Source organism: Pseudolysinimonas yzui, assembly GCF_014653215.1.
Classification (GTDB): Bacteria; Actinomycetota; Actinomycetes; order Actinomycetales; family Microbacteriaceae; genus Pseudolysinimonas_A; species Pseudolysinimonas_A yzui.
On the sequence record NZ_BNAI01000004.1, the window covers coordinates 138,788 to 163,299 of the forward strand.

27 protein-coding genes and 2 pseudogenes are annotated in these 24,512 nt (G+C 69.5%); 3 read left to right on the forward strand and 26 right to left on the reverse strand.

Annotation, left to right across the window (positions count from 1 at the left end; all coding sequences use genetic code 11):
- Position 1 precedes the first annotated feature (1 nt).
- The 4 genes from tsaE to glmS are packed head-to-tail and all read right to left on the reverse strand — an operon-like array spanning position 2 to position 3,819.
- Positions 2–466 (reverse strand): tRNA (adenosine(37)-N6)-threonylcarbamoyltransferase complex ATPase subunit type 1 TsaE, encoded by a 465-nt coding sequence (gene tsaE, locus IE173_RS11000; RefSeq protein ID WP_191283541.1) that lies wholly within the window; start codon positions 464–466, stop codon positions 2–4.
- Entirely contained in the window at positions 463–1,566 is a 1,104-nt protein-coding gene (alr, locus tag IE173_RS11005; protein ID WP_191283627.1) for an alanine racemase, read from the reverse strand. Before alr ends, tsaE begins: the two co-directional genes overlap by 4 nt.
- Entirely contained in the window at positions 1,566–1,949 is a 384-nt protein-coding gene (locus IE173_RS11010; protein WP_191283542.1) for a holo-ACP synthase, read from the reverse strand. Before IE173_RS11010 ends, alr begins: the two co-directional genes overlap by 1 nt.
- Positions 1,950–1,968: 19 nt before the next feature.
- Positions 1,969–3,819, reverse strand: coding sequence for a glutamine--fructose-6-phosphate transaminase (isomerizing) (glmS, locus tag IE173_RS11015; RefSeq protein WP_191283543.1), 1,851 nt, complete (start codon positions 3,817–3,819; stop codon positions 1,969–1,971).
- Positions 3,820–3,849: 30 nt separating this feature from the next.
- Between glmS and coaA the strand changes: the two genes are divergently transcribed.
- Positions 3,850–4,794 carry a type I pantothenate kinase gene (gene coaA / locus IE173_RS11020; protein WP_191283544.1) on the forward strand — a complete coding sequence of 315 codons (945 nt, stop codon included), beginning with the start codon at positions 3,850–3,852 and terminating at the stop codon, positions 4,792–4,794.
- On the opposite strand, the gene IE173_RS11025 is transcribed toward coaA, so the two are convergent.
- The 7 genes from IE173_RS11025 to truA form a co-directional block, all read right to left on the reverse strand.
- The gene (locus IE173_RS11025) at positions 4,791–5,231 is read right to left on the reverse strand and encodes a nitroreductase family deazaflavin-dependent oxidoreductase (protein WP_191283545.1); all 441 of its coding nucleotides are present in this window, start codon (positions 5,229–5,231) and stop codon (positions 4,791–4,793) included. The two genes, coaA and IE173_RS11025, sit on opposite strands and share 4 nt — an antisense overlap.
- A 2-nt stretch (positions 5,232–5,233) precedes the next feature.
- Positions 5,234–6,160: a hypothetical protein gene (locus IE173_RS11030; protein ID WP_191283546.1), complete on the reverse strand. Its 927-nt coding sequence runs from the start codon at positions 6,158–6,160 to the stop codon at positions 5,234–5,236.
- A gap of 7 nt (positions 6,161–6,167) precedes the next feature.
- On the reverse strand, positions 6,168–6,695 hold the full coding sequence (locus tag IE173_RS11035; protein ID WP_191283547.1) for a hypothetical protein: 528 nt from the start codon (positions 6,693–6,695) through the stop codon (positions 6,168–6,170).
- Positions 6,696–6,721: 26 nt separating this feature from the next.
- Positions 6,722–8,089, reverse strand: a complete 1,368-nt coding sequence (glmM, locus tag IE173_RS11040) for a phosphoglucosamine mutase (protein WP_191283548.1) — start codon at positions 8,087–8,089, stop codon at positions 6,722–6,724.
- Positions 8,090–8,108: 19 nt separating this feature from the next.
- The gene (gene rpsI, locus IE173_RS11045; protein ID WP_191283549.1) at positions 8,109–8,600 is read right to left on the reverse strand and encodes a 30S ribosomal protein S9; all 492 of its coding nucleotides are present in this window, start codon (positions 8,598–8,600) and stop codon (positions 8,109–8,111) included.
- Between the two features lie 11 nt (positions 8,601–8,611).
- The gene (gene rplM, locus IE173_RS11050) at positions 8,612–9,058 is read right to left on the reverse strand and encodes a 50S ribosomal protein L13 (protein ID WP_191283550.1); all 447 of its coding nucleotides are present in this window, start codon (positions 9,056–9,058) and stop codon (positions 8,612–8,614) included.
- A gap of 126 nt (positions 9,059–9,184) precedes the next feature.
- Positions 9,185–10,072 (reverse strand): tRNA pseudouridine(38-40) synthase TruA, encoded by an 888-nt coding sequence (gene truA, locus IE173_RS11055; RefSeq protein WP_229842057.1) that lies wholly within the window; start codon positions 10,070–10,072, stop codon positions 9,185–9,187.
- A gap of 65 nt (positions 10,073–10,137) precedes the next feature.
- On the opposite strand from truA, the gene IE173_RS11060 reads away from it, so the two are divergent.
- On the forward strand, positions 10,138–12,027 hold the full coding sequence (locus IE173_RS11060; RefSeq protein ID WP_191283552.1) for an acyltransferase family protein: 1,890 nt from the start codon (positions 10,138–10,140) through the stop codon (positions 12,025–12,027).
- Positions 12,028–12,037: 10 nt separating this feature from the next.
- Here the strand turns inward: IE173_RS11060 and IE173_RS11065 are convergent, their stop codons facing one another.
- The 14 genes and pseudogenes from IE173_RS11065 to IE173_RS11125 all read right to left on the reverse strand — a co-directional run bounded on the left by IE173_RS11065 (position 12,038) and on the right by IE173_RS11125 (position 21,870).
- The gene (locus tag IE173_RS11065; RefSeq protein ID WP_191283553.1) at positions 12,038–13,054 is read right to left on the reverse strand and encodes a GNAT family N-acetyltransferase; all 1,017 of its coding nucleotides are present in this window, start codon (positions 13,052–13,054) and stop codon (positions 12,038–12,040) included.
- A gap of 7 nt (positions 13,055–13,061) precedes the next feature.
- The gene (rplQ, locus tag IE173_RS11070) at positions 13,062–13,655 is read right to left on the reverse strand and encodes a 50S ribosomal protein L17 (protein ID WP_191283554.1); all 594 of its coding nucleotides are present in this window, start codon (positions 13,653–13,655) and stop codon (positions 13,062–13,064) included.
- 42 nt (positions 13,656–13,697) lie between these two features.
- Positions 13,698–14,690, reverse strand: coding sequence for a DNA-directed RNA polymerase subunit alpha (locus IE173_RS11075; RefSeq protein ID WP_191283555.1), 993 nt, complete (start codon positions 14,688–14,690; stop codon positions 13,698–13,700).
- 107 nt (positions 14,691–14,797) lie between these two features.
- On the reverse strand, positions 14,798–15,199 hold the full coding sequence (rpsK, locus tag IE173_RS11080) for a 30S ribosomal protein S11 (protein ID WP_191283556.1): 402 nt from the start codon (positions 15,197–15,199) through the stop codon (positions 14,798–14,800).
- The gene (gene rpsM / locus IE173_RS11085) at positions 15,199–15,579 is read right to left on the reverse strand and encodes a 30S ribosomal protein S13 (protein WP_191283557.1); all 381 of its coding nucleotides are present in this window, start codon (positions 15,577–15,579) and stop codon (positions 15,199–15,201) included. Before rpsM ends, rpsK begins: the two co-directional genes overlap by 1 nt.
- A 149-nt stretch (positions 15,580–15,728) precedes the next feature.
- The gene (gene rpmJ / locus IE173_RS11090) at positions 15,729–15,845 is read right to left on the reverse strand and encodes a 50S ribosomal protein L36 (protein ID WP_055821300.1); all 117 of its coding nucleotides are present in this window, start codon (positions 15,843–15,845) and stop codon (positions 15,729–15,731) included.
- 65 nt (positions 15,846–15,910) lie between these two features.
- Complete coding sequence (gene infA, locus IE173_RS11095; RefSeq protein ID WP_191283558.1) at positions 15,911–16,132, reverse strand: translation initiation factor IF-1; 222 nt, start codon at positions 16,130–16,132, stop codon at positions 15,911–15,913.
- 197 nt (positions 16,133–16,329) lie between these two features.
- Positions 16,330–17,472 carry a mannitol-1-phosphate 5-dehydrogenase gene (locus tag IE173_RS11100; protein ID WP_191283559.1) on the reverse strand — a complete coding sequence of 381 codons (1,143 nt, stop codon included), beginning with the start codon at positions 17,470–17,472 and terminating at the stop codon, positions 16,330–16,332.
- Positions 17,469–17,900 (reverse strand): PTS sugar transporter subunit IIA, encoded by a 432-nt coding sequence (locus tag IE173_RS15500; RefSeq protein WP_229842058.1) that lies wholly within the window; start codon positions 17,898–17,900, stop codon positions 17,469–17,471. Before IE173_RS15500 ends, IE173_RS11100 begins: the two co-directional genes overlap by 4 nt.
- A gap of 90 nt (positions 17,901–17,990) precedes the next feature.
- Positions 17,991–19,454: a PTS mannitol transporter subunit IICB gene (locus IE173_RS11105; protein WP_229842059.1), complete on the reverse strand. Its 1,464-nt coding sequence runs from the start codon at positions 19,452–19,454 to the stop codon at positions 17,991–17,993.
- 50 nt (positions 19,455–19,504) lie between these two features.
- Positions 19,505–21,043, reverse strand: a pseudogene (gene ptsP, locus IE173_RS11110) (phosphoenolpyruvate--protein phosphotransferase); the annotation flags it as partial.
- 53 nt (positions 21,044–21,096) lie between these two features.
- Positions 21,097–21,228 (reverse strand): annotated as a pseudogene (locus IE173_RS15705) (hypothetical protein); the annotation flags it as partial.
- Between the two features lie 56 nt (positions 21,229–21,284).
- Positions 21,285–21,548 (reverse strand): HPr family phosphocarrier protein, encoded by a 264-nt coding sequence (locus IE173_RS11120; RefSeq protein ID WP_191283560.1) that lies wholly within the window; start codon positions 21,546–21,548, stop codon positions 21,285–21,287.
- Positions 21,541–21,870, reverse strand: a complete 330-nt coding sequence (locus IE173_RS11125) for a PTS sugar transporter subunit IIB (RefSeq protein WP_191283561.1) — start codon at positions 21,868–21,870, stop codon at positions 21,541–21,543. The genes IE173_RS11120 and IE173_RS11125 overlap by 8 nt, the downstream gene beginning before the upstream one ends.
- Before the next feature lie 145 nt (positions 21,871–22,015).
- Between IE173_RS11125 and IE173_RS11130 the strand changes: the two genes are divergently transcribed.
- Positions 22,016–23,896, forward strand: coding sequence for a BglG family transcription antiterminator (locus IE173_RS11130; RefSeq protein WP_191283562.1), 1,881 nt, complete (start codon positions 22,016–22,018; stop codon positions 23,894–23,896).
- 95 nt (positions 23,897–23,991) lie between these two features.
- Here the strand turns inward: IE173_RS11130 and IE173_RS11135 are convergent, their stop codons facing one another.
- Positions 23,992–24,420, reverse strand: a complete 429-nt coding sequence (locus tag IE173_RS11135) for a hypothetical protein (protein ID WP_191283563.1) — start codon at positions 24,418–24,420, stop codon at positions 23,992–23,994.
- Positions 24,421–24,512 lie beyond the last annotated feature (92 nt).

Sequence of the window (24,512 nt, forward strand, 5' to 3'; positions counted from 1 at the left end):
CCTATGCACTCCCCGCGAGGCGAGCATCCAGGTGGGCCCAGCGGGGGCCGTGGCCGGTGATCGTGACGTCGCGGGTGTCGTCGAGGGAGTCGCGGGCGATCGCGATGTCGATCCAGGAGTCGGCGACACCGTCGAGTTTTCCCGCCCCCCACTCGACGACGACGATCGCGCCGTCGTAGTCGAGGTCGAGGTCGTCGAGTTCCCGGGCGGTCGCGAGGCGGTACGCGTCGACGTGCACCAGCGGCACGCCGGATGCGGTCGGATGCTCGCGCGCGAGCACGAAGGTGGGGCTGGTGACCGCGCCCCGAGCCCCCAACGCGGCGCCCAGACCGCGCGTCAGGGTGGTCTTTCCCGCGCCGAGGGGCCCGTCGAGCACGACGAGATCTCCCGCCGCGAGGAGGGCGGCGAGTCGGGCCCCGAGCTCCTCCATCGCGTCGGCGTCGGGGATGCTGAGCCGCGTCGTCATCCGGAGGCGGCGCCGTCGACGAACACCCGTGGCACGCGGGAGCCGACACGGGTGACGATCTCGTAACCGATGGTGTCGGCCGCCCGTGCCCAGTCGCTCGCGCTCGGCGCGCCGGTCGCCGGGTCGCCCCACAGCACGACGCGGTCGCCGACCGCGACAGGGTCGTCGCCGACGTCGACGAGGAACTGGTCCATCGCGATGCGTCCGACCTGCGGGTAGGCCGTCCCGCCGATCGCGACGGTGCCCCGCCCCGACGCCGACCGCGGTACACCGTCGGCGTACCCGAGCGCGACGAGGGCGAGGGTGGTCTCGTGGGCGGTGCGTTCGATGAAGCCGTACGACATCCCGGTATCGGCGGGCACCCGCCGCACGGCCGCCACCGTGCCGGCGAGTTCCATCACGGGCGTGAGGCCGAGCGCTGCGGGGTCGACGCCGTCGCCGTACTCGACGCCGTACAGCCCGATGCCGAGGCGCACGAGGTCGAACCGGGCGTCGGGACGGGTGAGGGCGGCCTGGGTCGAGGCGATGTGGCGCACCTCCGGGTCGAGCCCGGCGTCGTGGGCCGCGTCGACGAGTTCGGCGAACAGGTCGAGTTGCCGGTCGTCGTCGGCGGGGGAGGTGTTCGACAGGTGGGAGAAGATGCCCCGCACGCGGAGCCGCCCGCTGCGCACGTGGTCGGCCGCGCGGGCGAACGCCGCGAAGGCGTCGGTCGGGGCGAAGCCGTTGCGACTGAGCCCGGTGTCGACTTTGAGGTGCACGGTGGCGCCGGCCGCGGCCGCGCGTTCCAGCTGGTCGATCGTGCTCACCCCGAGGTCGATGTCGTGCTCCACCGCCGTGGGCGCGTCGAGGTCGGGGCCGTGCAGCCAGGCCAGCACGGGGGTGCCGATGCCGGCGGCCCGCAGTTCGAGAGCCTCGGCGAGGTCGGCGACTCCCAGCCAGTCGACGCCTTCTTCGGCGAGGGCTCGCGCCACCCCGACCGCGCCGTGGCCGTACGCCTGCGCCTTGACGACTCCCATCACCTGCGCGGGGGCGACGGCGGCGCGCAGCACCCGAAGGTTGGCGCGCAGGGCTCCGAGGTCGATGCGGGCCTCGCGCAGCATCACGTCGGGTCCCGACGCGTCGGCGAATCGGAGGTTTCGGTGATGACCTGGGCGATCGCGACTCCGGCGTCGTGCGACATCGAGAGATGGATGTCGGTGATCCCCCGCTTCTCGGCGATCGCGGCGGCCGCTCCGGTCAGGCGCATCGATGGGTTGCCTTCGGCATCCGACACGACCTCCATGTCGTGCCAGGTGACTCCGGTGGCATCGCCGAGGGCTTTCATGAGCGCCTCCTTCGCGGCGAACCGCCCGGCGAGCGAGCGGAGCGGCAGCTCGCGTTCGCTCACGGCGAACAAGCGCTCGCGCAGGCGCGGGGTGCGACCCACGGCACGCTCGAACCGCGCGAGGTCGACGATGTCGATCCCGATCCCCGCGATCGCCATCAGACCACCTCGTCGCCGGCTACTCGACCGTGACGGACTTGGCGAGGTTGCGCGGCTGATCGACATCGAGGCCCTTCGCGGTCGCCAGCTCCATCGCGAAGACGTGCAGAGGAACGACGGCGAGCAGCGGCTCGAACAAGGGGCCGGCGAGCGGGATGCGGATCACCTCGTCGGCGAACGGCAGCACCTCGACGTCGCCGATCTCGGCCACCGCGATGACGCGAGCGCCCCGCGCGCGGATCTCCTGGATGTTCGAGATCACCTTCGGGTGCAGCGAGTTCGGGTCGCGCGGCGACGGAACGATGACGATCACCAGCTGCCCCGGTTCGATCAGCGCGATCGGGCCGTGCTTGAGCTCGCCGGCCGCGAAGCCCTCCGCGTGGATGTAGGCGAGTTCCTTCAGCTTCAGCGCGCCCTCGAGGGCGATCGGGTATCCCGCGTGACGGCCGAGGAAGAGCACCGACTGCACGTCACCCATCCACCGGGCGAAGTCCGCGATGCGCTCCCCCGACGTCTCGACGACCTGGTCCAGTTTCGCGGGCAGGTTCTGCAGCTCTTCGACGAGCGCCGAGACCGCGGGCGCGTCGAGGGTTCCGCGGATCGTCGCGAGATGCAACCCGAGCAGATACAAAGCGGTGATCTGCGCCACGAAGGCCTTCGTCGACGCGACCGCCACTTCGGGGCCGGCGTGCGTGTAGAGCACGGCATCCGACTCCCGCGGGATCGTCGCCCCCTGGGTGTTGCAGATCGAGAGCGTACGAGCCCCGTGCTTCTTGGCGTACTGCACGGCCAACAGAGTGTCCATCGTCTCGCCGGATTGGCTCACCGAGACCACGAGCGTGCGTTCACCGATGACCGGATCCCGGTAGTGGAACTCGTGGGAGAGCTCGACGTCGACCGGGATGCGCGCCCACGACTCGATCGCGTACTTGCCGACGAGGCTCGCATAGGCCGCCGTTCCGCAGGCGAGCACGACGATGCGGTCGATGTCGGTGAGCAGACCGTCGAAGGATTCGAGTTCCGGCAGGTGCACCGCACCGTCGACGATGCGGCCGATGAGGGTCTTGCCGACCGCCTCGGGCTCTTCGCTGATCTCCTTCTTCATGAAGGTCGGCCAGCCGCCCTTCTCGGCGGCAGAGGCATCCCAGGCGATCTCGAATTCGCGCGCCGCCACGGGGTTGCCCGCGAAGTCGGTGACCTCGACGGAGCCGGGCCGGATGGTGACGATCTGGTCTTGCCCGATCTCCATCGCGCGTCGGGTGTGATCGACGAACGCCGCGACGTCGGAGCCGAGGAAGTTCTCGCCATCGCCGAGACCGACCACGAGCGGCGAGTTGCGCCGGGCACCGACGACGACGCCGGGCTGGTCCTGGTGCACCACGAGCAGAGTGAATGCCCCCTCGAGTCGGGCGACCGCACGACGCAGGGCGATCGTGAGGTCGCCGGTCTCGCGGTAGAGGCGGCCGACGAGAAGCGCCGCGACCTCGGTGTCGGTCTCGCTCGAGAACTCGGCCCCGGCATCCGTCAGTTCCCGCTTGAGTTCGGCGAAGTTCTCGATGATGCCGTTGTGGATGAGGGCGAGCTTGCCGTCGTCGCCCAGATGCGGGTGCGCGTTCCCGTCGGTCGGACCGCCGTGAGTGGCCCAGCGCGTGTGGCCGATGCCGGTGTGGCCGTCGGCGATCGGCGTCTCCGCGAGCTCCTCGGAGAGCATCCCGAGCTTGCCGGCTTTCTTGCGGGTGCCGAGGTGTCCGCCGTTGTCGAGCACCGCGACACCAGCCGAGTCGTAGCCCCGATACTCGAGCCGCTTGAGGCCGCCCATGAGCACTTCGAGACTGCTGCCCGGCCCGACGTACCCGACGATGCCACACATGAGAACCGATTCTATGTTTTCCTGGGTCAGATGTCCGACCCTTCCTCTGCGCACAGCGGGTCCACTCCGTTCCTCGAGATCGATCGGGCGGAGTGGGCGGCGCTCGCCCCGTCGACCCCGCTCCCCTTGGGCGCCGGCGAGGTCGAGCGGCTGCGCGGGCTCGGCGACACCCTCGACCTCACCGAGGTCGCCGAGGTCTATGTGCCCCTCAGCCGTCTGCTCAACCTCTACGTCGCGGGGGCGCTCGCCACGGGCTCGGCGGTGCGTGAGTTCCTCGGGCAGCCGGCGCGCCCGACCCCGTTCGTGATCGGTGTCGCCGGCTCCGTCGCGGTCGGCAAGTCGACGATCGCCCGCCTGCTGCGGGAGCTGCTCTCCCGCTGGCCCGACACCCCGACGGTCGAACTGGTGACGACCGACGGGTTCCTGCTGCCGAATGCCGAGCTCGAACGCCGCGGACTGATGGAACGCAAGGGGTTCCCCGAGAGTTACGACCGCCGGGCTCTGCTGCGTTTCGTGTCGGAGGTGAAGAGCGGTGCCGCCGAGGTGCGTGCGCCGGTCTATTCGCACCTGGTCTACGACGTCGTGCCCGACGAGCACATCGTGGTGCGGCGCCCCGACGTGCTGATCGTCGAGGGCCTCAACGTGCTGCAGCCGCCCGCCTCGGGCCGGCTCGCGGTGAGCGACCTCTTCGATTTCACGATCTACGTGGATGCCCGCACGGCCGATATCGAGCGGTGGTACGTCGAGCGGTTCCTGCGGCTGCAGCGCGGAGCGTTCGCCGACCCGTCATCGTTCTTCCACCGCTACGCCGCCCTGAGCGAGGAGGAAGCCGTCGCCCGGGCTCGCGCGATCTGGAACGGGATCAACGGTCCCAACCTCGCGCAGAACATCCTGCCGACGCGCGCGCGGGCGTCGCTCGTGCTGCGGAAGGGGCCCGATCACACGGTCTCGACCGTGCTTCTGCGTAAGGTCTAGACGCCCTCGAGCACGAACACCGGGATCTGCCGGTCGGTTCGCTCCTGGTAGTCCGCGTAGGGCGGGTACGCCGCCACTGACCGTTCCCACCAGATCGCCTTCTCGTCGCCGTGCACCTCGCGCGCGCGGTAGTCGCGCTTCTCGGCGCCGTCCTGCAGTTCGACCAGCGGATTCGCGATGAGGTTGAAATACCACTGCGGATGCTGCGGCGCGCCGCCGCGGGATGCCACGACCGCGTACACCCCGTCATGCTCGACCCGCATGAGCGCGGTCTTGCGCAGCTTCCCGCTCTTCGCCCCGACGGTCGTCAGCACGATGATCGGCAGCCCGGTGTCGCGGAGCGTGTCGGCTTCGGTACCGCCCGACGCCTCGTAGCGTTCGGCCTGGGCCCGGGCCCACCCGCTCGTGCTCGGCGCGTATTCCCCCTGCAGCGGCATCCTCAGTCCAATCCCGTTCCGTACTTCTCGATCAAGTCTCCCTGAATCGTGTACGTGTAGCTGGCCGAGTAGTAGTCGTTGCTCAGCGAGACCAGGATCTCGGGCTCGCCCTCGTCGTTCGCGCGCACGGAGGGGTAGAAGCCGGTGAAGTCGCTCCAGCCGGTGTCGGCCTTCGACCGGGCGACCAGGTCGGCGACGATCGAGAAGTCGATGCGCGACGCGTCGAAGAGGCCGTTGACGACCCCGCTGTACGGACCTTCCCGCCCGGCGCGGCCATACCGCCACTGGTAGGTGTCGGTCGTCGTGGCCCCCACCGATGTCGGGGCTTCGACAAGCACGTAACTGTCGTAGAAGTTGACTGCGACGAAGTCGTAGGAGCCGATGACCGCCGCGAGATCGTCGATCGCCTCCTGCTGGTGCAGTCCGGTGCGCATGTCGTTGCCGTCCCAGCGGCCCTGGGCGATGTTCGTGACCGTCCACCCGATCGTGCGATACGCCGGGATGAGAACGAGCGCCCCGCCCACGAGCACCAGGATGATCGCGAGCGCCCGGCTCCACAGGGGAACGGTGCCCCGGGGACGCGGCTCGGGCATCTTCGCCAGCACCGCCGGGTCGAGCGGCTCGCCGTTGAGCGTCGCCCCGGTCGCCGGCACAGCCGTCGGCTCGGGGTTGAGCACCGCCTCGGTGGGCACCGGTTGCACCCGGGTCGACCCGATGATCCCGGGGACGCGCCCCGGTGCGGTGAGCACCCCCTGCCGACGGCGACGACTGCCGAGGACGCCCGCGACCGTGAGCACGACGGGAATGCCGACGGCCCAGACGATCGTGTAGATCCAGTCGCCCGTGAAGATCGACCCGAGGATGCTTCCGAGCCCCGCCCCGATCCCGAGCAGGAGCGCGACGCGCAGGATCACACTGCCGACGCTCATCAGGAGGTCACCGCGCCGGCCAGGCGGGCGCCTGCTGGGGAACGGAGACGTCTTGAGGAGTGGATGCCGGCCCCGCCGTCACGGCGACCTGCGGCGCGTCGGCGGCCAGGCGCACGACGGTCACGATCTCACCTCTCCCGGCGACCGCGCCGTCGGAACGGTGGACGCGCACCCGATCCGAGACCTCGTAGGCGGGCACGTCGGTCGCCGCCACCACGAGGCGGGCGTCATAGGCGTACGCCCCGTTGAGCTGGGCCCCTGTCGGCACGGCGCTCGTGACCCGGGCGTACGCCTGCCGTCCGGCCGCGACCGCGTCGGCCAGCTGCGTCGGCGAGACCCCGGTGCGGCCGAACATCGGCGACACGATCGCGAAGACGACGAACAGGATGGTCGCGATGATCGCCAGCAAGGCGAGGGCGTAGAGGGCGAGCCGCACCCCGATGTTCTCGGGGTCGACGACGAAGGACGAGATGCCGATCGCCGCGAGGGCGACGACCGCCGAGACGAGCGCGAAGAGACCGAGCCTGAGCCGCATGGCGGCGAGTCTATTGACCCCGGAAGTCAGAGCGCGAGCCGCGCGCGAACCACCTCGGCGAGCTCCGCGGCGAGCGATTGCGCGGCGGCGACGTCGGCCGCTTCGACCATGACCCGCACGAGCGGTTCGGTACCCGACGGGCGCAGCAGCACCCGCCCGGTGTCGCCGAGCCGCTGCTCGACGCGGCGGACGGCATCCGCCACCTCGGCGTCGGAGTCGAGCCGGGCCAGATCGACGTCGGGCACGTTGACGAGCACCTGCGGGTAGACGGTCATCGCCGTGGCCAGATCGGCGAGCGTCCGCCCGGAGCGCACCACCTCGGCGGCGAGCTGGAGACCGGTGAGCAGCCCGTCGCCGGTCGTGGAGTAGCGACGGAAGACGATGTGGCCCGACTGCTCGCCGCCCAGCGCGAGCCCGTGTTCGGCCAGGGCCTCCAGCACGTAGCGGTCGCCCACGGCGGTCTCGAGCAGGCGGATGCCGTGCTGGGCCATCGCCAGCCGCAGCCCGAGATTGCTCATCACGGTGGCGACCAGGGTGTCGTCGGTCAGCATCCCCCGATCGCGCATCGAGATCGCCAGGATCGCCATGATGCGGTCGCCGTCGATGACCTCGCCGGTGTGGTCGATCGCGAGGCACCGGTCGGCGTCACCGTCGTGGGCGATGCCGAAGTCGGCGCCGAGCTCGAGCACCTTCGCCCGCAACGGCTCGAGGTGGGTCGAGCCGACACCGTCGTTGATGTTGAGACCGTCGGGGTCGTTCCCGATGACCGTGACGGTGGCTCCCGCGTCGGTGAACAGTTGCGGCGAGATTCCCGCCGCGGCCCCGTTGGCGCAGTCGATGACGACGTGCAGCCCGTCGAGCCGCAGACCCTCGAGGGTTCCGAGCAGATGCACCAGGTAGCGATCCTCGGCGTCGGCGAACCGACGGATGCGGCCCACGTCGGCACCGGTCGGCAGCAGCTCCGGTGCCGCGAGGGCGGCTTCGATGCGATCCTCGACCTCATCGGGCAGCTTCGTGCCGCCGTAGGCGAAGAACTTGATGCCGTTGTCGGGTGCCGGGTTGTGCGAGGCCGAGACGACGACGCCGAAGTCGGCCTGGATGTCGTGCACCAGGAACGCGACGGCCGGGGTCGGGATGACGCCCGCATCGAGCACGTCGATTCCCGAGCTCGCGAGGCCTGCCGCGACCGCCGCCGAGATGAACTCGCCGGAGATGCGCGGATCGCGCGCGAGCACCGCCCGCGGACGGCGACCCTCGGCCCGCCGTCGCTCCGCGTGCCGACCCTTGGTCAGAACCGTCGCGGCAGCCTGCGCGAGGCCGAGGGCGAAGTCGCCGGTGATGATCTCACCGTTCGCCAGCCCTCGGACTCCGTCGGTACCGAAGAGTCGAGCCATGAGCGCGAGCGCCCGAAGACTAGCGCTTCGAGAACTGCGAGGCCTTGCGTGCCTTCTTCAAGCCCGCCTTCTTACGCTCGATCACGCGGGCATCCCGCGTGAGGAATCCCGCCTTCTTGAGCGCCGGACGGTTGTTCTCACGGTCGATCTCGTTGAGCGAGCGGGCGATCGCGAGGCGCAGCGCGCCGGCCTGGCCCGAGGGGCCACCGCCGGTGATCTTCGCGATCACGTCGTAGCTGCCGACGAGGTCGAGCACCTTGAACGGGTCGGTGATGAGCTGCTGGTGCAGCTTGTTCGGGAAGTACTCCTCGAGCGTGCGGCCGTTCACCTTGAAGGTGCCGGAGCCCGGGTTGATGCGCACGCGGGCGATGGCCTCCTTGCGACGGCCCACGGCGGCGCCGGGAACGTTGAGGATGCGCGGCGTGCGGGGCTCAGCGGCCTGCTCGCTCGGGGTCTCGGTGCTGAACGAGGTCAGCACCTCGTCGGACACGATGTCTTCGATCTTCGCCATGGTCATAGTCCTTACTGGGCGACCTGAGTCAGGGTGTAGGCCTTCGGCTGCTGGGCAGCATGCGGGTGCTCGGCGCCCGCATAGACCTTGAGCTTCTTGATCTGGGCACGGCCCAGCGAGTTCTTGGGCAGCATCCCGCGGATGGCCTTCTCGACCGCACGCGTCGGGTGCTTCTCGAGCATCTCCACGTAGGTCTGAGCCGACAGACCGCCCGGGTAACCCGAGTGGCGGTAGGCGAGCTTCTTCTCGAGCTTCTGACCGGTGAGGGCGACCTTCTCGGCATTGATGACGATGACGAAGTCACCCATGTCCATGTGCGGGGCGAAGGTGGGCTTGTGCTTGCCGCGCAGGAGGGCGGCGGCGTGGCTGGCGAGACGACCCAGCACGACGTCGGTCGCGTCGATGACGACCCAGTCGCGCTTGATGTCCGCCGGCTTGGGGCTGAACGTACGCGTCACAGTGTGAACTGCTTTCTTCGAGGAGATCGTGAATCCCACTCCGGTGAGCGTTGACCACGGATCGCGGTCAACCCTGCGGTGGAGGGCTCGGATCGTCGCCTCCGGGGTGGAGGCAACCTCGTAAGACTAGTCCGTGCTTCCGTCCGGGTCAAACGCGGTCGCGGCATCCCGTCGCGCCCGGGTCTGCTCGGCGCGCGCGGCGAGTTCCTCGTCGGGCGGGTAGCCCACCTCGGCGAGCGTCAGACCCTTCGCCGGCGCGACCACGAACTCGCTCGAGCGGGTGGCGGCATCCCGCAGTTGCGCCGCTCGGTCGATCGCGAGCCGTCCGTCGCCGGCGGCGACACACGCCCCGACGAGGGCGCGCACCATCGAGTGGCAGAACGCGTCGGCGCGCACGGTCGCGACCAGCACCCCGTCGACATCCCGCTTCCAGGCGAACTCCTGGAGGGTGCGGATCGTCGTCGCCCCCTCCCGCGGCCGGCAGAACGAGGCGAAGTCGTGCAGCCCGAGCAGACTGCGGGCGGCCGCATCCATCGCGTCGACGTCGAGACCGGTCGGATGCCACACCTCGTAGCCGCGGCGACGAGGGTCGCGCAGGGCGGCGGCATCGGCGATGCGGTACTCGTAGCGACGCCACGCGGCCGAGAACCGGGCGTCGAATCCGGGGGGCGCGAACGTCGCGCGCTGCACCTGCACGTCGCCGGATGCTCCCGCGATGCCGTTGAGCCGGCGCACGAGGGCGTTGAGCCCCTTCGGTGCCGGCCCGCCTCGGCGCGGACGGTCGAGGTCGGCGATCTGGGTGTCGTCGAGGTCGACGTGGGCGACCTGCCCGGTGGCGTGCACCCCGACGTCGGTGCGCCCGGCGACGGTGACCGTCGGGGCCGCCCCGACCGTGCGGAAAATGGTGCCGAGTGCGGATTCGAGTTCGCCCTGCACCGTGCGAAGACCCGGCTGTTTCGCCCAGCCGGTGAAGTCACCGCCGTCGTAAGCGAGGTCGAGCCGGATGCGTGCCACCCGACGAGTCTGCCGCACCGGGTTACCCTGGTTCACGTCATCCCTACCCCGTTGACGACTGCGACATGACCTCACTGCCGAGCCCGACCGTCCCATCCGACCGCTTCCGCGTGCCGGGTCTCGACGGCATCCGGGCACTCGCCGTGACGACCGTCATCGTCTTCCACCTCGTCCCAGGAACCCTCATCGGCGGTTACCTCGGGGTCGACATCTTCTTCGTCGTCAGCGGCTTTCTCATCACCACCCTGTTGCTGCGCGAGCGCGTGACGACGGGACGCATCTCGCTCCGCGGCTTCTGGACCCGGCGCGCCCGGCGCCTGCTCCCCGCGCTCGCCCTCCTCCTCCTGGCCTGCTGCACCGCTGCCCTGTTCGTCGGCGGCGACGTGCTCGTCGCGCTCGGCACCCAGGTCGTCGGGGCGGTCACCTTCTCGAGCAACTGGCTGTTCATCGCGCAGGGGGCCTCGTACTTCGACGAGACCGTGCCGCAGCTGTTCCGCAACCTGTGGTCGCTCGCCGTCGAAGAGCAGTTCTACGTCGTCTGGCCCCTGCTCGTGGTGCTCGTGCTCGTGCGGATCCCGCGTTGGGCGAAACTCACCGCGATCGCCGCGATCGCCGTCGCGTCCGCCGCCTGGATGGGGGTGTCGTACTCGGCGGTCGATCCCACTCGCGTCTACTACGGCACCGACACGCACGCGTTCGGGCTCGCCATCGGGGCGTTCCTCGCGGTGCTGTTGCTCGGACGGGGCGTCGCGCCCCTCGGCGAGGCGCCCGGTGGGATGACCGCGCGTGTCACCCGTTGGACGCTCGGACTGGCCGGCCCCCTCGCGGTCGGGGCGCTCATCGCCCTCGCGGTGCTGATGAGCGGCGACTCCGACCTGACCTATCGCGGTGGACTCGCGCTGGTCGCCGTGCTCAGCGCCGTCGCGATCGCCGCCCTGACGGTGCCCGGCTCGCTGCTCGCCCGTACCCTCGACCTGGCGCCCATCCGATGGGTCGGGGTGCGCAGCTACGGCCTCTACCTGTGGCACTGGCCGGTGTTCGTGCTCGTCGGGTCGGCCCTGCCCACCTGGCCGCGCGAAGGCTGGGAGGCCGCCGCGCTCGGCGGGATCGCGCTCGCCGTCACCGTGGTCGCGGCGGCACTCTCCTACCGCTTCATCGAGCAGCCGATCCGCCGTCACGGGTTCCGGGCGACGGCGCGTGCCGTGCTCGACTCCGCGCCACGCAGCCGCCGCGCCCTCGGGGCCGCGTTCGCGATGGTGCTCGCCACCGGACTCGCCGGAACGAGCATCGCGGCCCTCATCGCCGACCCGGGTCGCGGCGAGGCCCAGGCCTACATCGAAGCGGGCCAGGAAGCGATCGACGAGGCCGCCCCCGTGGCGCCCGTCGAGGACGACGCCATCGCGAGTGCCGCGGCGGATGCCATCACGACCGGCGACGAGATCACGGCGATCGGCGACTCGGTGCTGCTCGCGGCGGCACCGGCCATGCAGACCGCCTATCCGGGGATCGCGATCGACGCGTCGGTGTCACGCTCGATGTATGCCGCCCCGGGGATCCTGCAGGCGCACGCGGCTGCCGGCACGCTCCGGCCCGTCGTCGTGATCGCGCTCGGCACCAACGGCCCGATCGAGCGGAGCACCCTCGAGGAGGTGCGGAGCATCATCGGCCCGTCTCGCGAACTCATCGTCGTCAACGCGCAGGCGCCGCGCGGCTGGATCCCGGGGGTGAACGCCGAGCTGTCGTCGTTCGCGCTCGTCTACCGCAACGTCGAGCTGGCCAACTGGCACGACGCCATCCAGCCCTACCTCCACGAGATGGCCCGCGACCAGGTGCACTTCGGGCCGATCGGCGCGGGCATCTTCGCGGCGGCGGTGACCGACGCCGTCGACCGGCTCGCCGCCCTCCCGCCGTTGCGCGACGAATCCGCCGACCTCTCGCTGCCGACGCCCTTCTGACCCGGGAGGGTCAGAACTCTTCGACGAAGGCGACGCTGCGGGTCTCGGGAACGAATCCCATCCCGGTGTAGAGGCTCAGCGCCCCCGACGGGTTCTCGCTGTCGACATCCAGCGCCACCTTCTCGTGCCCCTCCTCGCGGTACCGGCGGAAGGCCGCGGCGAGAAGGGCCGGGGCGACACCCTTGCGCCGCCATGCGCGGGTGACGCCGACGAGCGGGATGTATCCGCCCACGTAGCCCTGCGAGGCGAAGTCGTCGGGGTAGACCTGGGTCAGCACGAACCCGGCCACCTCGTCGCCGTCGAGCGCGATCACCGAGAGGTCGAACCGGGAGGTCGGCTGCTCCATCATCGAGGTCCAGCCCTCCTCGGTGCTCGGCTGACTGCCCCAGTGGTCGCGGAAGGCGTCGTTCTTCGCCTCCATGATGCGCGCGCTGTCGGCGGCCGTCGGGATGGCGAGCCTCAGGCCATCCGCGAGGGGGAGGTCGGGGATGTCGATGGAGAGGTCGCGCTTCATCTTCGTGAAGTACCGCGCGAGCGGCAGGCCGAGGCGTTCGGCGAGCCGGAGCTGGCTGGCGTTGCGCTCCTCGACGTAGAACATGACCCAGCCGGGCAGGTCGAGCTCGGAGGCCGCGAGGTGCTGTCGCCCCCGCGTGCGATGCCACTCCATGAGCACCCGCCCGATGCCGCGTCCGCGGTGCGACGGGCGCACGCCACCGAACGCGATCGAGCGCACGATCGTCTCGGGATCCGGTGGCGCGATCTGCAGACCGGTGGCCACGACCTGGCCGTCCGCTTCCGCGATGACGCTGTCGGCGGCGAGGTCGATCCAGGAGTGGCGGAGTTCGTCGTCGACCTCCTCGCGCGTCTCCGTCCACTCGGGGTGGTCGGCGGCCGCGATGGCGGCGTACAACTCGACGATCGCATCGACGTCGTCGAAGGTCGCCCGGCGCCAGGAAACGCCGGACGGGCCCGTCGGGAGTTCGAGTCCCGCCGGAGCGGCGACTCGAGCACTCAACGGGCCCGTCACGGGATTGCTACTTCGCGTCGTCCTCGGCGGGAGCCTCATCCGCGGCGGCCTCGGGGGCCTCCTCGGCGGGGGTCTCCTCGGCGGGAGCCTCTTCGACGGCGGTCTCTTCGACGACCTCGGCCGGAGTCTCTTCGACCTCGGCGGCCTCGTCGGCGACGGGCGTCTCGGCCTTGGCGGCCTTCGCCGGCTTGTCGGCAGCAGCCTTCGCGGCGGCGGCCTTCTTGGCGGACGGCTTCTTCACGACCGGCTCGAGCACGAGCTCGATGACCGCCATCGGGGCGTTGTCGCCCTTACGGTAGCCGGTCTTCGTGATGCGGGTGTAGCCGCCCTCACGGTCTTCGACCTGCGGCGCGATCTCGGTGAACAGCTTGTGCACGACACCCTTGTCCGAGATGATCCCGAGCACCCGGCGACGGGCGTGGAGGTCACCGCGCTTCGCGAAGGTGATGAGACGCTCGGCGAGCGGACGCAGGCGCTTGGCCTTCGTCTCGGTCGTCTGAATGCTCTCGTGCGTGAACAGTGCGGCGGCGAGGTTCGCGAGCAGCAGACGCTCGTGAGCCGGGCCGCCTCCGAGGCGGGGACCCTTGGTGGGCTTAGGCATGGTGCTTCTCTCTCAGTTCCGTCAGAGCGTGAGCCGCGAGGCTCAGCTCTGCTCCTCGTCGTCGTAGCCGCCGTAGAAGTGCGCGCCGTCGAATCCGGGGACGCTGTCCTTGAGTGACAGGCCCATCTCGGTGAGCTTGTCGCGCACCTCGTCGACCGACTTCTGGCCGAAGTTGCGGATGTTCATCAGCTGCGTCTCCGACAGGGCGACCAGTTCGGCGACCGTGTTGATGCCTTCGCGCTTCAGGCAGTTGTAGCTGCGCACGCTCAGGTCGAGATCCTCGATCGGCATGCTCAGCTCGCTCGAGAGCACGGCGTCGACCGGTGCGGGACCGATCTCGATGCCCTCGGCGGCGGAGTTCAGCTCGCGGGCGAGACCGAACAGCTCCACGAGGGTGCGGCCGGCCGATGCGATCGCGTCACGCGGGGTGATCGCGGGCTTCGTCTCGACATCCACGACCAGGCGGTCGAAGTCGGTGCGCTCACCGGCACGCGTCGCCTCGACACGGTAGGTGACCTTCAGCACCGGCGAGTAGATCGAGTCGATCGGGATCTGACCGGCCTCGCTGAACTCGCTGCGGTTCTGCGTCGCCGACACGTAGCCGCGGCCACGCTCGATGGTGAGTTCGAGCTCGAACTTCGCCTTCTCGTTGAGCGTCGCGATGACCAGCTCGGGGTTGTGGATCTCCACGCCGGTCGGTGCCGAGATGTCGGCGGCCGTGACCTGGCCCGCGCCCTGCTTGCGCAGGTAGGCGGTGATCGGCTCGTCGTGCTCGCTCGACACCACGAGGTTCTTGATGTTGAGGACGATCTCGACGACGTCTTCCTTCACGCCCGGAACCGTCGAGAACTCGTGCTGGATTCCGTCGATGCGGATGCTGGTGACCGCTGCGCCGGGGATGGACGACAGCAGGGTGCGGCGCAGCGAGTTGCCGAGGGTGTACCCGAATCCGGGCTCCAACGGCTCGATCACGAACTGCGAACGGAATTCGGAGAGGCTCTCCTCGGACAGGGTGGGACGCTGTGCAATAAGCACGTGTATTCCTTTCAGCGAGGGCGTCCGCCATATGACGCCCACGGAAGAACGGCGGGTGGCTGGGCCGCCGGGTGTTCAGTTGATGGTGAGAATGCTGTCCGGTGTCGTTACACGCGCCGACGCTTCGGCGGACGAACGCCGTTGTGCGCCTGCGGGGTGACGTCGTTGATCGTGCCGACCTCGAGGCCCGCCGCGGTGAGCGAACGGATCGCGGTCTCGCGCCCCGAACCGGGGCCCTTCACGAAGACATCCACCTTCTTCATGCCGTTCTCCTGCGCCTTGCGCGCGGCGGCCTCGGCCGCCATGCCCGCCGCGTAGGGGGTCGACTTGCGCGAGCCCTTGAAGCCGACGTCGCCGCCGGAGGCCCAGGCGATGACCGCACCCGAGGGGTCGGTGATCGAGACGATGGTGTTGTTGAACGTCGACTTGATGTGAGCCTGGCCCACGGCGATGTTCTTCTTTTCCTTGCGGCGCGGCTTGCGGCCCGCGGCTGCCTTGGGAGCGGCCATTACTTCTTGCCTGCCTTCTTCTTGCCGGCGACGGTGCGCTTCGGTCCCTTGCGGGTGCGCGCGTTGGTCTTCGTGCGCTGACCGCGCACCGGGAGGCCGCGACGGTGGCGGATTCCCTCGTAGGAGCCGATCTCGACCTTGCGGCGGATGTCGGCCTGCACCTCGCGACGGAGGTCACCCTCCACCTTGTAGGTGCCTTCGATGAAGTCGCGGAGCGCGACGAGCTGGTCGTCGGTCAGATCCTTGACGCGGATGTCACCGGAGATCCCGGTCTCCTTGAGGGTGAACAGCGCGCGAGTGCGGCCGACCCCGTAGATGTAGGTGAGCGCCACTTCCACGCGCTTGTCGCGCGGGATGTCGACGCCGGCAAGACGTGCCATTGCGTTACTCCTGAGAGTTGTCGGAGGTCTGTGCGTCTCCGGTGCCCGGGCCTCCGACCCGAGGTGTCCCCTCTCGCGAGGTTCTTGGTGACGCTTGTGTGTATTGAGTTATTCGGTGGTCGAGTAGCGGCGCAGCCGCGTGTCGAGACCTATCCCTGACGCTGCTTGTGACGCGGGTTGGACTTGCAGATGACCATGACGCGGCCGTTGCGGCGGATCACCTTGCAGTGATCGCAGATCGGCTTGACGCTCGGGTTGACCTTCATGATGTTTCTTCTCTCGCTGTCATCGTTCCTCCGGTCGCCCGGAGGTCGTTACTTCTCAGCAGGGGCTACTTGTAGCGGTAGACGATGCGGCCGCGGGTGAGGTCGTACGGGCTGAGCTCGACGACCACGCGGTCTTCCGGAAGGATCCGGATGTAGTTCTGGCGCATCTTGCCGGAAATGTGAGCGAGCACCTTGTGCCCGTTCGTGAGCTCTACGCGGAACATCGCGTTCGGCAGAGCCTCCAGCACCGAGCCCTCAAGCTCGATGACGCCGTCTTTTTTCGCCATACCTCTACTAGTACTTTGCTGATCTGCGGGGTGGATTGGTGCACGGGCAGGCCGAAGCCGCCACAAGGCACCAAGGGTCAACCTTACGCCATCCGCCCGTGTCGCGCCAGCCAGCGCTCCCACGTCCCGTTGGTCCGCGTTTTGCGTCCGCGTCCGCGGGCTGAACGCGGACGTAGGCGCAATACGCGGACCAACGTTCAGAGCGACGCGCGCACCGACTCCACGGTGGCAGTCGCGCCGGAGTAGAGGGCGTCGGACGGAGCGAGACCCATCACGGTGGCGACGATGTCGGTGCCGTCGCGCAGCATCCCCTGCAGTTTCACGGCTTCCTCGTCGCCGGGGGCGTCGAACCGCAGAGCCGCCCCCATCGCGCCGAGCAGCGCTTCCGCCGACCCGCCGCTCTCGGCGATCTCGGATGCCGGCCCCACGAAGCGCTCGTGGCGCGACAGTTTGCGGATGGGCTGGCGCCCGACGCGTTCCACGGAGTCGTCGATCGCGGGGTTCGAGAACCGCTCGAGCGTCTTCTCGAGGTACGCCCGTTGCTCCGCCGCCGGGAAGTCGTGCTTCGCGACCAAGAAGGCCGCCGTCTCGGCGAGTACGGCTTCCACCGCCGCCCGCACCGCGGCATCCGCGAGGGCGGCGGCGATCGTCGCGTGACCCGCGAGGCGCCCGTAGTAGGCCGTCGTCGCGTGGCCGGTGTTGACGGTGAACAGTTTGCGCTCGATGTAGGGCGCGAGGTCGGGCACGAAGTGCGCTCCAGGGATGTCGGGTGTCCCCGACCCGAACGGCGTCGACTCGACCGCCCACTCGCAGTACGGCTCGACGAGCACATCCAGCCCGGCGCCCGACTGCTCGGGCACGATGCGGTCGACGGCGGTGTTCGCGAAGATCGCGCGCAAGCCGACGGCATCCGCTGCGGCGTGCTTCTCGACTTCGGCGCGCAGCAGGGCGGTCGCGCCGAGGGCGTTCTCGCACGCCATGACCGCAAGCGGCCGAGCCGAGACGGGTCGGGCGAGGATGCCGGCCGCGATCGCGGGCGCGACGAACCGAAGGATGTTGGGGCCGACGGCGGTCGTGACGACATCCGCCGATGCGATCGCCGCGACCAACCCGTCGGGGTCGGCGTTGGAGTCGATCGCACGGTAGCCCGTCACGACTTTCTCGACCCCGCCTGCCCCCGCCTCGATCACGCGGTACGACGGTGTCGACTGCAGGGTGCCGATGAGGTCGGCGTTGACGTCGGCGAAGACGACCTCGTAGCCCGCCTCGTGCAGCAGCAGCCCGATGAAGCCCCGACCGATGTTGCCGGCGCCGAAATGGACGGCCTGTGGTGAGGTCATGCGTCGATATCGATGAGGTCAGCCAGCTCTTGCGGCGTCGCGGCGACCTGCAGCTTCTCGACCGTCGCCTCGTCGCTGAACGCGATCGCGATGCCCGAGAGGATGCCGAGGTGGTCGTCGCCCTTGCCGGCGATGCCGACGACGAAGCGCACCGGGTTGCCGTCCCAGTCGAGCGGCTCGTCATAGCGGATCACGGCGAGCGCCGAGGAGAGGATGCCGTCCTTGGCTTCGTTGGTGCCGTGCGGGATCGCGAGGAGGTTGCCCATGTAGGTCGAGACCGACGCCTCCCGATCGAACATCGCGTCGGCGTAGGCCTGCGTGACGGCACCGGCATTCACGAGCATGGCGCCGACCTCGCGGATCGCGTCGTCGCGGGTGCGGGACTCCCCCGACAGCTTGATGCGGTCGAGGTCGAGCACGTTGGTCATAGCGGGGTCCTTCCCGGGTGGCGATGCGGGATGAGAGTGCGGGGCGGGAGAGGTACCCACCGCCCCGCACTCATCCTTGTACTCGTCGGGCTACTTCGTGGCCTTCTGGCTCTCGGCGACGGTCGTGACGACTTCGTCGTACGCCGGGCTGTTCATGAAGTTGTCCACCGAGACGTGTACTGCGTTCGGTTCGGCCTTCTTCGCGCGGTCCGTGAGCTGTCGCTGCGAGATCACGAGATCCGCAGTGCCGTCGAGGTTGGCGATCGCCTTGTTGGTGACCGTCACCCCCGTGACGCCGGCATCCTTCAGCTTCTTGCGCAGCACCGTGGCGCCCATCGCGCTCGAACCCATGCCCGCGTCGCACGCGAAAACGATGTTCGAGATCGCTCCGCCCGCCGCCGCAGCGGCAAGACCTGCGAGGGCAGCACTCGACTTGCCCTTGTTCGCCTCGGTCTGCGCGATCGCGTCGGAGAACGCCGCGTCCGCTTCGGCGAGGTCGCGCTTGCGGCTCGCCCGCAGGATCACCGCGGCGACCAGGAAGGTCACGGAGGCCGAGAGGACCACCGACAGAATCACGCCGACGTAGCTGTCCTGCGCCGTCTGGAACAACACGGCGAAGATCGACCCCGGCGACGCCGGAGCACGCAGACCCGACCCGAAGATCACGTTGGTCAGAACGCCCGTCGCGCCACCGGCGATCATCGCCAGGATCAGCATCGGCTTGGCGATGACGTACGGGAAGTACAGCTCGTGGATGCCGCCGAAGAAGTGGATGATGAACGCTCCGGGGGCGGTCGCACGGGCCGCGCCCACGCCGAACACCATGATCGCGATCAGCAGACCCGCACCGGGGCCGGGGTTGGCCTCGATGAGGAAGAAGATGCTCTTGCCGGTTTCTGCCGCCTGCTCGGCGCCCAGCGGCGTGAAGACGCCGTGGTTGATCGCGTTGTTGAGGAACAGCACCTTCGCGGGCTCGACGATGATGCTCGCCAGCGGCAGGAGACCGTTGTCGACGAGGAAGCCGACCGCGCCCCCGAACACATCGCTGATCCAGACGACGACCTTGCTCAGCCCGAAGAAGGCCGCGATCGCCATGCCGAACCCGATGATGCCGGCCGAGAAGTTGTCGACGAGCATCTCGAAGCCATGGCGCACCTTGCCCGCCCACAGCTTCTCGATCTGCTTGAGCAGCCAGGCAGCCAGCGGGCCGGCGATCATCGCACCGAGGATCATGACGCGATCCGGTTCGGCGACGATGACACCCATGGCCACCAGTGCGCCCACCGCACCGCCGCGCACGCCGTAGACCATGCGGCCGCCGGTGTAGGCGATCAGAACGGGGATGAGCGTCAGAAGGATCGGGCCGACCAGCGCCGCGAGCGTCTCGTTCGGCGTCCACCCCGTGGGGATGAAGAACGCCGTGATGATGCCCCAGGCGATGAAGACCGCGATGTTGGGCAGGATCATGTTCGACAGGAACGAACCGAATCTCTGCACGCCGACTCGCGTCTGCCCGAGGCGACTTGCCCCGGACGTATCTGACGTCGTTGTCATGTTGTTTCTCCTTTGTGTGAGGGGTGGTACGTCGATCAAGCGGGGGTAAATCAGTAAGGGGTAAGCGCCTCGACCGCGGCGCGGGCGCTTGCAGCGTCCTCCGCGTCGAGGGCGAGGTCTGCGGCGTCGCGGGTCCCTTGTGGAGACCAGCGGGCCAGTTCGTCGCGCACCTCGGCGATCGCCGGGGCGGACATCGAGAGGCTCGTCACGCCGAGGCCGACGAGCACGACGGCGAGTTTCGGGTCGGCTGCGGCTTCGCCGCACACCCCGACCGGCTTGCCGAGCGAGGTGCCGGCGGCGCCGATCTCGCCGACGAGGCGCAGAACGGCCGGATGCCACGGGTCCTGGAAGTCGGACACCGAGCCGAGCATCCGATCGGCCGCCATCGTGTACTGGGTGAGGTCGTTGGTGCCGATACTCGCGAAATCGGTGACGTTGAGGATGCGGTCGGCGAGCAGCGCCGCAGCCGGAACCTCGACCATCACCCCCGCGGTCTTCAGACCGAGCTCCTTCGAGAGAGCGGTGAAGTAGCGGGTCTCGTCGACCGTCGCGACCATCGGGGCCATCACCCAGACCTCCGCGTCGGTCTCGGCGTCCGCGCGAGCCAGTGCGGTGAGCTGGTCGCGCAGGATCGGCTCACTCACCCGCAGCGCCCGGATGCCGCGGAGGCCGAGAGCGGGATTCTCTTCCTTGGCGGCGTTGAGGAACTGCAGGGGCTTGTCGGCTCCCGCGTCGAGAACCCGCACGACGACCTTCTTGCCGGGGAAGCCCCGCAGCACCGCGGAGTACGCGGCCTGCTGGGCGTCGACCGCCGGGGCGCTCGTGGCGTCGAGGAACAGGAACTCGGTGCGGAACAACCCGACGCCTTCGGCACCCGCGGCGACCGCGGCCTCGACACCGTCGGCGGATCCGAGGTTCGCGAGCAACGGGATCGCCGTGCCGTCGGCGAGCGCCCCGGGCCCCGTGACGTGCACGCGTGCCGCGCGATCGGCGACCTTCTGCTCGGCGGCGGCCAGGGCATCCGGTGACGGGTCGACCTCGACCAACCCGGCCCCGGCATCCACGATCACCATCGCGCCCTCGGCGATCTCGAGCGCACCGGTTGTGCCGACCACGGCGGGCAGCCCCTTTTCGCCGGCCAGGATCGCGGTGTGCGACGTCTTGCCGCCGTCGCTCGTCACGATCGCGAGCACCAGGGCGGGGTCGAGCAGCGCGGTGTCGGCGGGGGCGAGGTCGCGGGCGACGAGCACGAACGGGGTGTCGCTCTGCGGGATGCCGGGGGCGGGCACGCCGGAGAGGCGGGCGACTGCGCGGCGCGAGAGGTCGTCGAGGTCGGCGACCCGGGCGGCCATGTACTCGCCCATCGCGGCGAGCATGTCGCGGAAGACGCCGAACGCCTCGTGCACCGCGCGCTCGGCTGTCGTGCCGGTGTCGATGCGGGAGTCCACGTCGGTCTTCAGCATCGGGTCGTCGAGCATGAGCGCCTGCGCCTCGAGCACCTCGCCGGCTTTGCCGCCCGCCTTCGCGGCGCGAGCCCGGATGTCGTCCGCGGTCGCCGCGAGGGCGTGCGTGACCCGCTCCTTCTNGGCAGCATCGGGTCGTCGAGCATGAGCGCCTGCGCCTCGAGCACCTCGCCGGCTTTGCCGCCCGCCTTCGCGGCGCGAGCCCGGATGTCGTCCGCGGTCGCCGCGAGGGCGTGCGTGACCCGCTCCTTCTCGGCGTCAGGGCCGAGGGTGCTCGGCGTCGTCGGGGGGTCGGGCAGCGGATCGGGCATGCGCAGCACCGGGCCGACCGCGATTCCGCGACCGACGCCGATCCCTCGCAGCTCGGTCACGCGTCGTGGTCCTCGAGCAGCATCGCCTCGAGCGCGTCGAGCGCCTCGTCGGCCCCCTCGCCTTCGGCGGCGAGAAGCACCTCGTCGCCGAAGTCGATGCCGAGCGAGATGACCCCGAGGATGCTCGAGGCGTCGACGGTGCGTTCCCCTTTGGTGATCTTGACCGGCACACCGGCCTTCGCGGCGGTTTGCGTGAACAGGGCGGCGGGACGGGCGTGCAGCCCGTGGCTCGACGCGACGACGACGGTGCGCTCAGACATGGTCGGTGCTCCTTTGGTGCGGCGGTTCGGTCAGGGATTGCACGAGGGCGTCGACCGCGTCGACCGCGAGGATGCTGCCGGCCGGGGTCATCGCGTCGGCGGGAAGCACGGCGACCGGGCGCGGCGCGGCGCGCAGTCGGATCGACTCCTCGGCGGACGCCAGCTGAGCGGCGATGAGCACGGCGTCGGCGCCGGTGAGCGCGTCTTCGAGGGCGTGCTCGGTCGTGACGACGAAGTCGACGCCGGGAAGGGACGGCGCGATGCGGCGGGCGAGGAAGGTGCCCGAGACCCCGGCCGCGCAGACGAGCACGATGGTCGCCATGTCGCCTCCTTGCGATGCCGGTTCGGACTACTCCCGTCAGTGTCCCGAAGTCGCGCCCGGGCGTTCCACCAGATTCGCTTCCGCACCCGCGGAAGCGAAGGCTTCTACGCACGGCGGTGGGATACGTGGTTGAGTGGCACGCGAGATGGCCGACAAGTCACCGATGCTGCTGGCCTACCTCTCCCGCTCGGAGGGGTGGACGACCGCGAGCGAACTCGCCGAGCACCTCGGCGTTTCGACCCGCACGGTGCGCAGCTATGTGACGGCCGTCAAGGTCGCCGCGGCGCCGCTCGACGTCATCCTCTCCTCACCAGACGGTTACCGGCTCAACCGCGATGCGCACGCCGAGTACGCGCAACGCGACCGTGCCGCCGATCGCATCGGCACCCCACGGGAGCGGGTGACGTTTCTCGTCACCCGGCTCACCCATTCCGGTGTGGAACTCGACGTGCACGAGCTCGCCGCGTCGCTGTTCGTCAGCGAGTCGACGATCGAAGCCGACCTGCGTCAGGTGCGTGCGCTCGCGCGTGAGGCCGGGCTCGAGCTGATCCGCGAGGGCGACCACGTGCGTCTCGACGGACCGGATGCCGGCCACCGCCGCATCGTCAGCCGTCTCTTCTCCGACGAGCAGGCCCACGGCCTCATCGACCTGCAGCGGGTGCAGGACTCCTTCGGCATCGACGACCTCTCCGGCTTCAAGACCGACGTCATGGCGGTTCTCGAAGGTCAGGGCTACACGATCAACGAGTTCGGGCTCGACCGGGTGCTGCTGCACACCGCCATCGCCGTCGAGCGCTCGCGGGGCTCGGCACTCGCCGCCGAAGCGCCCGAGCCCGGCGACGCCGTCGCGAAAGACCTCGACCGACTCATCGCGGAGCGCTTCGACACCCGGCTGCCCGAGGGCGAACTCGTGGCACTGACGGCGCTCCTCACCACGCGTGCCGGAACCCGGGTCGTCGAGCGTGGCGAGGTCGGCGAGCACGTCGACGTGCTGCGCCGGATCGTCGGTCGTGCTCAGGAGGAGTTCCTCGTCGACCTCGACGACGACGCGTTCCTCACCCGACTCAGCGCGCACGTCGGCAACCTCCTGGTGCGCGCCCGGGAGGGTGTGGGAAACCCGAACCCGCTCGCCCGCACCATCAAGTCCTCCTACCCGCTCACCTATGAACTCGCCGTCTTCGTCGCCGCCGAGATCCAGCGCGAGTTCACGATCACCATCGGCGAGGACGAGATCGCGTACATCGCGCTCCACATCGGCTCTCACCTCGAGCGGCGCTCGACCCACGGCGAGCGACTCACCTGCGTGCTGGTGAGCCCCGGGTACCACGACATCGCGGAGCTGCTCGAGCGACGCATCCTCCCCGCCCTCGGCGACGACGTCGTCATCGATCGCGTCCTCACCCGCACCGACGTCGACCCGGCGGCGTTGCACACCGACCTCATCATCTCCACGGTGCCGTGGGAGGTGCGGCCGGCCAACGTCGTGATCGTGCAGCCGATCCCGACCGACGCCGACCTGGATGCCGTGCGCGGCGCGATCTCGCGCATCCGCCGCCAGCGCCGCCGCCGGGCGATCGCCGACCAGCTGCTGCTCTACTTCGACGACGCGCTGTTCTTCCGCGACCTGACAGAGCGCGACGCCGAGGCCGTCATCCGGGTGCTGGGCGAGCGGATGCGCGAGCGCGGCATCATCGACGACGACTACCTCGACGGGGTGCTCGAACGGGAGCGCATCTCGTCGACCGCGTTCACCGAGTGGCTCGCCGTGCCGCACGCCCTCACGATGTCGGCGAAGCGCACCGCCATCGCGATCGCCCTCTACGAGAACCCCATCCCGTGGGGCGAAGCCACCGTGCAGGTCGTCGCGCTCGTCGCCTTCAGCGCCAAGGACCGCGCCTCGTTCCAGACGGTGTTCGAGCAGTTCGTCGAGGTGTTCAGCGACCGCACCGACGTGCAACGACTACTGCGGGCATCCACCGACTTCCCCGCCTACATCGACGAACTGGTGCGCTTGATCGACGAGTGAGCCCCAGCGGGTTCCGTTACTCCGCGTATTGCGTGTTACGCCGCGCGTTTCCCGCGGAGTAGCACGCGAATGGCGGAGCAACCTGTCGAAGTGGGTCAGATCAGCCAGTTCAACTCGTGGGGCAGCTTTCCGCCTGTCACAGCGACGTGATCGAGCGCGATGCGGCGAAGCCGGTGCCACTTGCGCAACGAAAGCGCCGGGAGGGTGGCCATCGCCGCCCCGAAGACCCACGTGCCGATCGCGAAGACGAGCGCCATCTCGGGTGACATGCCACGAGGAACTCCTACCCAAAAGGCTAGGAAGCCCAGCGGAACGCACGCGACCGTGAAGAGAAACCAGAGGTACGGGTTGCTCGGCGCGTACGTTACGACTCCACGGACGCGGTACTTGCGCATCCCCGCCGCAAGCAGTTTCTCCTCGAGATCCGGATCCCGGGCAGCCTCGGTCAGCGCGTTGAGAGCGTCTGCGTTCGCCGCGGTGTCACCCCACGGCGGGTAGAACCGCCGCTCCCGCTCGTTCGTCACCACGCCATCCCTTCCGGAGCGCACTCACGCTACCGGGTGCCGTTGCTCCGCGTTTTGCGTGTTGCGCCGCGCGTTTCGCGCGGAGTAACTCG

What these genes read in the sequence shown, in the direction of transcription:
- IE173_RS11125 (WP_191283561.1), bottom strand. Translation starts at nt 21,870, where the DNA reads ATGGCGACCATCGTGCTCGTCTGCGCGGCCGGGGTCTCGGGCACCTTC.
- rpmJ (WP_055821300.1), bottom strand. Translation starts at nt 15,845, where the DNA reads ATGAAGGTCAACCCGAGCGTCAAGCCGATCTGCGATCACTGCAAGGTG.
- IE173_RS11105 (WP_229842059.1), bottom strand. Translation starts at nt 19,454, where the DNA reads ATGACAACGACGTCAGATACGTCCGGGGCAAGTCGCCTCGGGCAGACG.
- glmS (WP_191283543.1), bottom strand. Translation starts at nt 3,819, where the DNA reads ATGTGTGGCATCGTCGGGTACGTCGGGCCGGGCAGCAGTCTCGAAGTG.
- IE173_RS11030 (WP_191283546.1), bottom strand. Translation starts at nt 6,160, where the DNA reads ATGAGCGTCGGCAGTGTGATCCTGCGCGTCGCGCTCCTGCTCGGGATC.
- IE173_RS15500 (WP_229842058.1), bottom strand. Translation starts at nt 17,900, where the DNA reads ATGACCAACGTGCTCGACCTCGACCGCATCAAGCTGTCGGGGGAGTCC.
- rplQ (WP_191283554.1), bottom strand. Translation starts at nt 13,655, where the DNA reads ATGCCTAAGCCCACCAAGGGTCCCCGCCTCGGAGGCGGCCCGGCTCAC.
- IE173_RS11060 (WP_191283552.1), top strand. Translation starts at nt 10,138, where the DNA reads ATGACCTCACTGCCGAGCCCGACCGTCCCATCCGACCGCTTCCGCGTG.
- IE173_RS11025 (WP_191283545.1), bottom strand. Translation starts at nt 5,231, where the DNA reads ATGCCGCTGCAGGGGGAATACGCGCCGAGCACGAGCGGGTGGGCCCGG.
- IE173_RS11120 (WP_191283560.1), bottom strand. Translation starts at nt 21,548, where the DNA reads ATGTCTGAGCGCACCGTCGTCGTCGCGTCGAGCCACGGGCTGCACGCC.
- rpsI (WP_191283549.1), bottom strand. Translation starts at nt 8,600, where the DNA reads ATGGCGAAGATCGAAGACATCGTGTCCGACGAGGTGCTGACCTCGTTC.
- glmM (WP_191283548.1), bottom strand. Translation starts at nt 8,089, where the DNA reads ATGGCTCGACTCTTCGGTACCGACGGAGTCCGAGGGCTGGCGAACGGT.
- IE173_RS11130 (WP_191283562.1), top strand. Translation starts at nt 22,016, where the DNA reads ATGGCCGACAAGTCACCGATGCTGCTGGCCTACCTCTCCCGCTCGGAG.
- alr (WP_191283627.1), bottom strand. Translation starts at nt 1,566, where the DNA reads ATGCTGCGCGAGGCCCGCATCGACCTCGGAGCCCTGCGCGCCAACCTT.
- tsaE (WP_191283541.1), bottom strand. Translation starts at nt 466, where the DNA reads ATGACGACGCGGCTCAGCATCCCCGACGCCGACGCGATGGAGGAGCTC.
- infA (WP_191283558.1), bottom strand. Translation starts at nt 16,132, where the DNA reads ATGGCGAAAAAAGACGGCGTCATCGAGCTTGAGGGCTCGGTGCTGGAG.
- rpsM (WP_191283557.1), bottom strand. Translation starts at nt 15,579, where the DNA reads ATGGCACGTCTTGCCGGCGTCGACATCCCGCGCGACAAGCGCGTGGAA.
- IE173_RS11035 (WP_191283547.1), bottom strand. Translation starts at nt 6,695, where the DNA reads ATGCGGCTCAGGCTCGGTCTCTTCGCGCTCGTCTCGGCGGTCGTCGCC.
- IE173_RS11010 (WP_191283542.1), bottom strand. Translation starts at nt 1,949, where the DNA reads ATGGCGATCGCGGGGATCGGGATCGACATCGTCGACCTCGCGCGGTTC.
- coaA (WP_191283544.1), top strand. Translation starts at nt 3,850, where the DNA reads ATGTCCGACCCTTCCTCTGCGCACAGCGGGTCCACTCCGTTCCTCGAG.
- IE173_RS11100 (WP_191283559.1), bottom strand. Translation starts at nt 17,472, where the DNA reads ATGACCTCACCACAGGCCGTCCATTTCGGCGCCGGCAACATCGGTCGG.
- rpsK (WP_191283556.1), bottom strand. Translation starts at nt 15,199, where the DNA reads ATGGCCGCTCCCAAGGCAGCCGCGGGCCGCAAGCCGCGCCGCAAGGAA.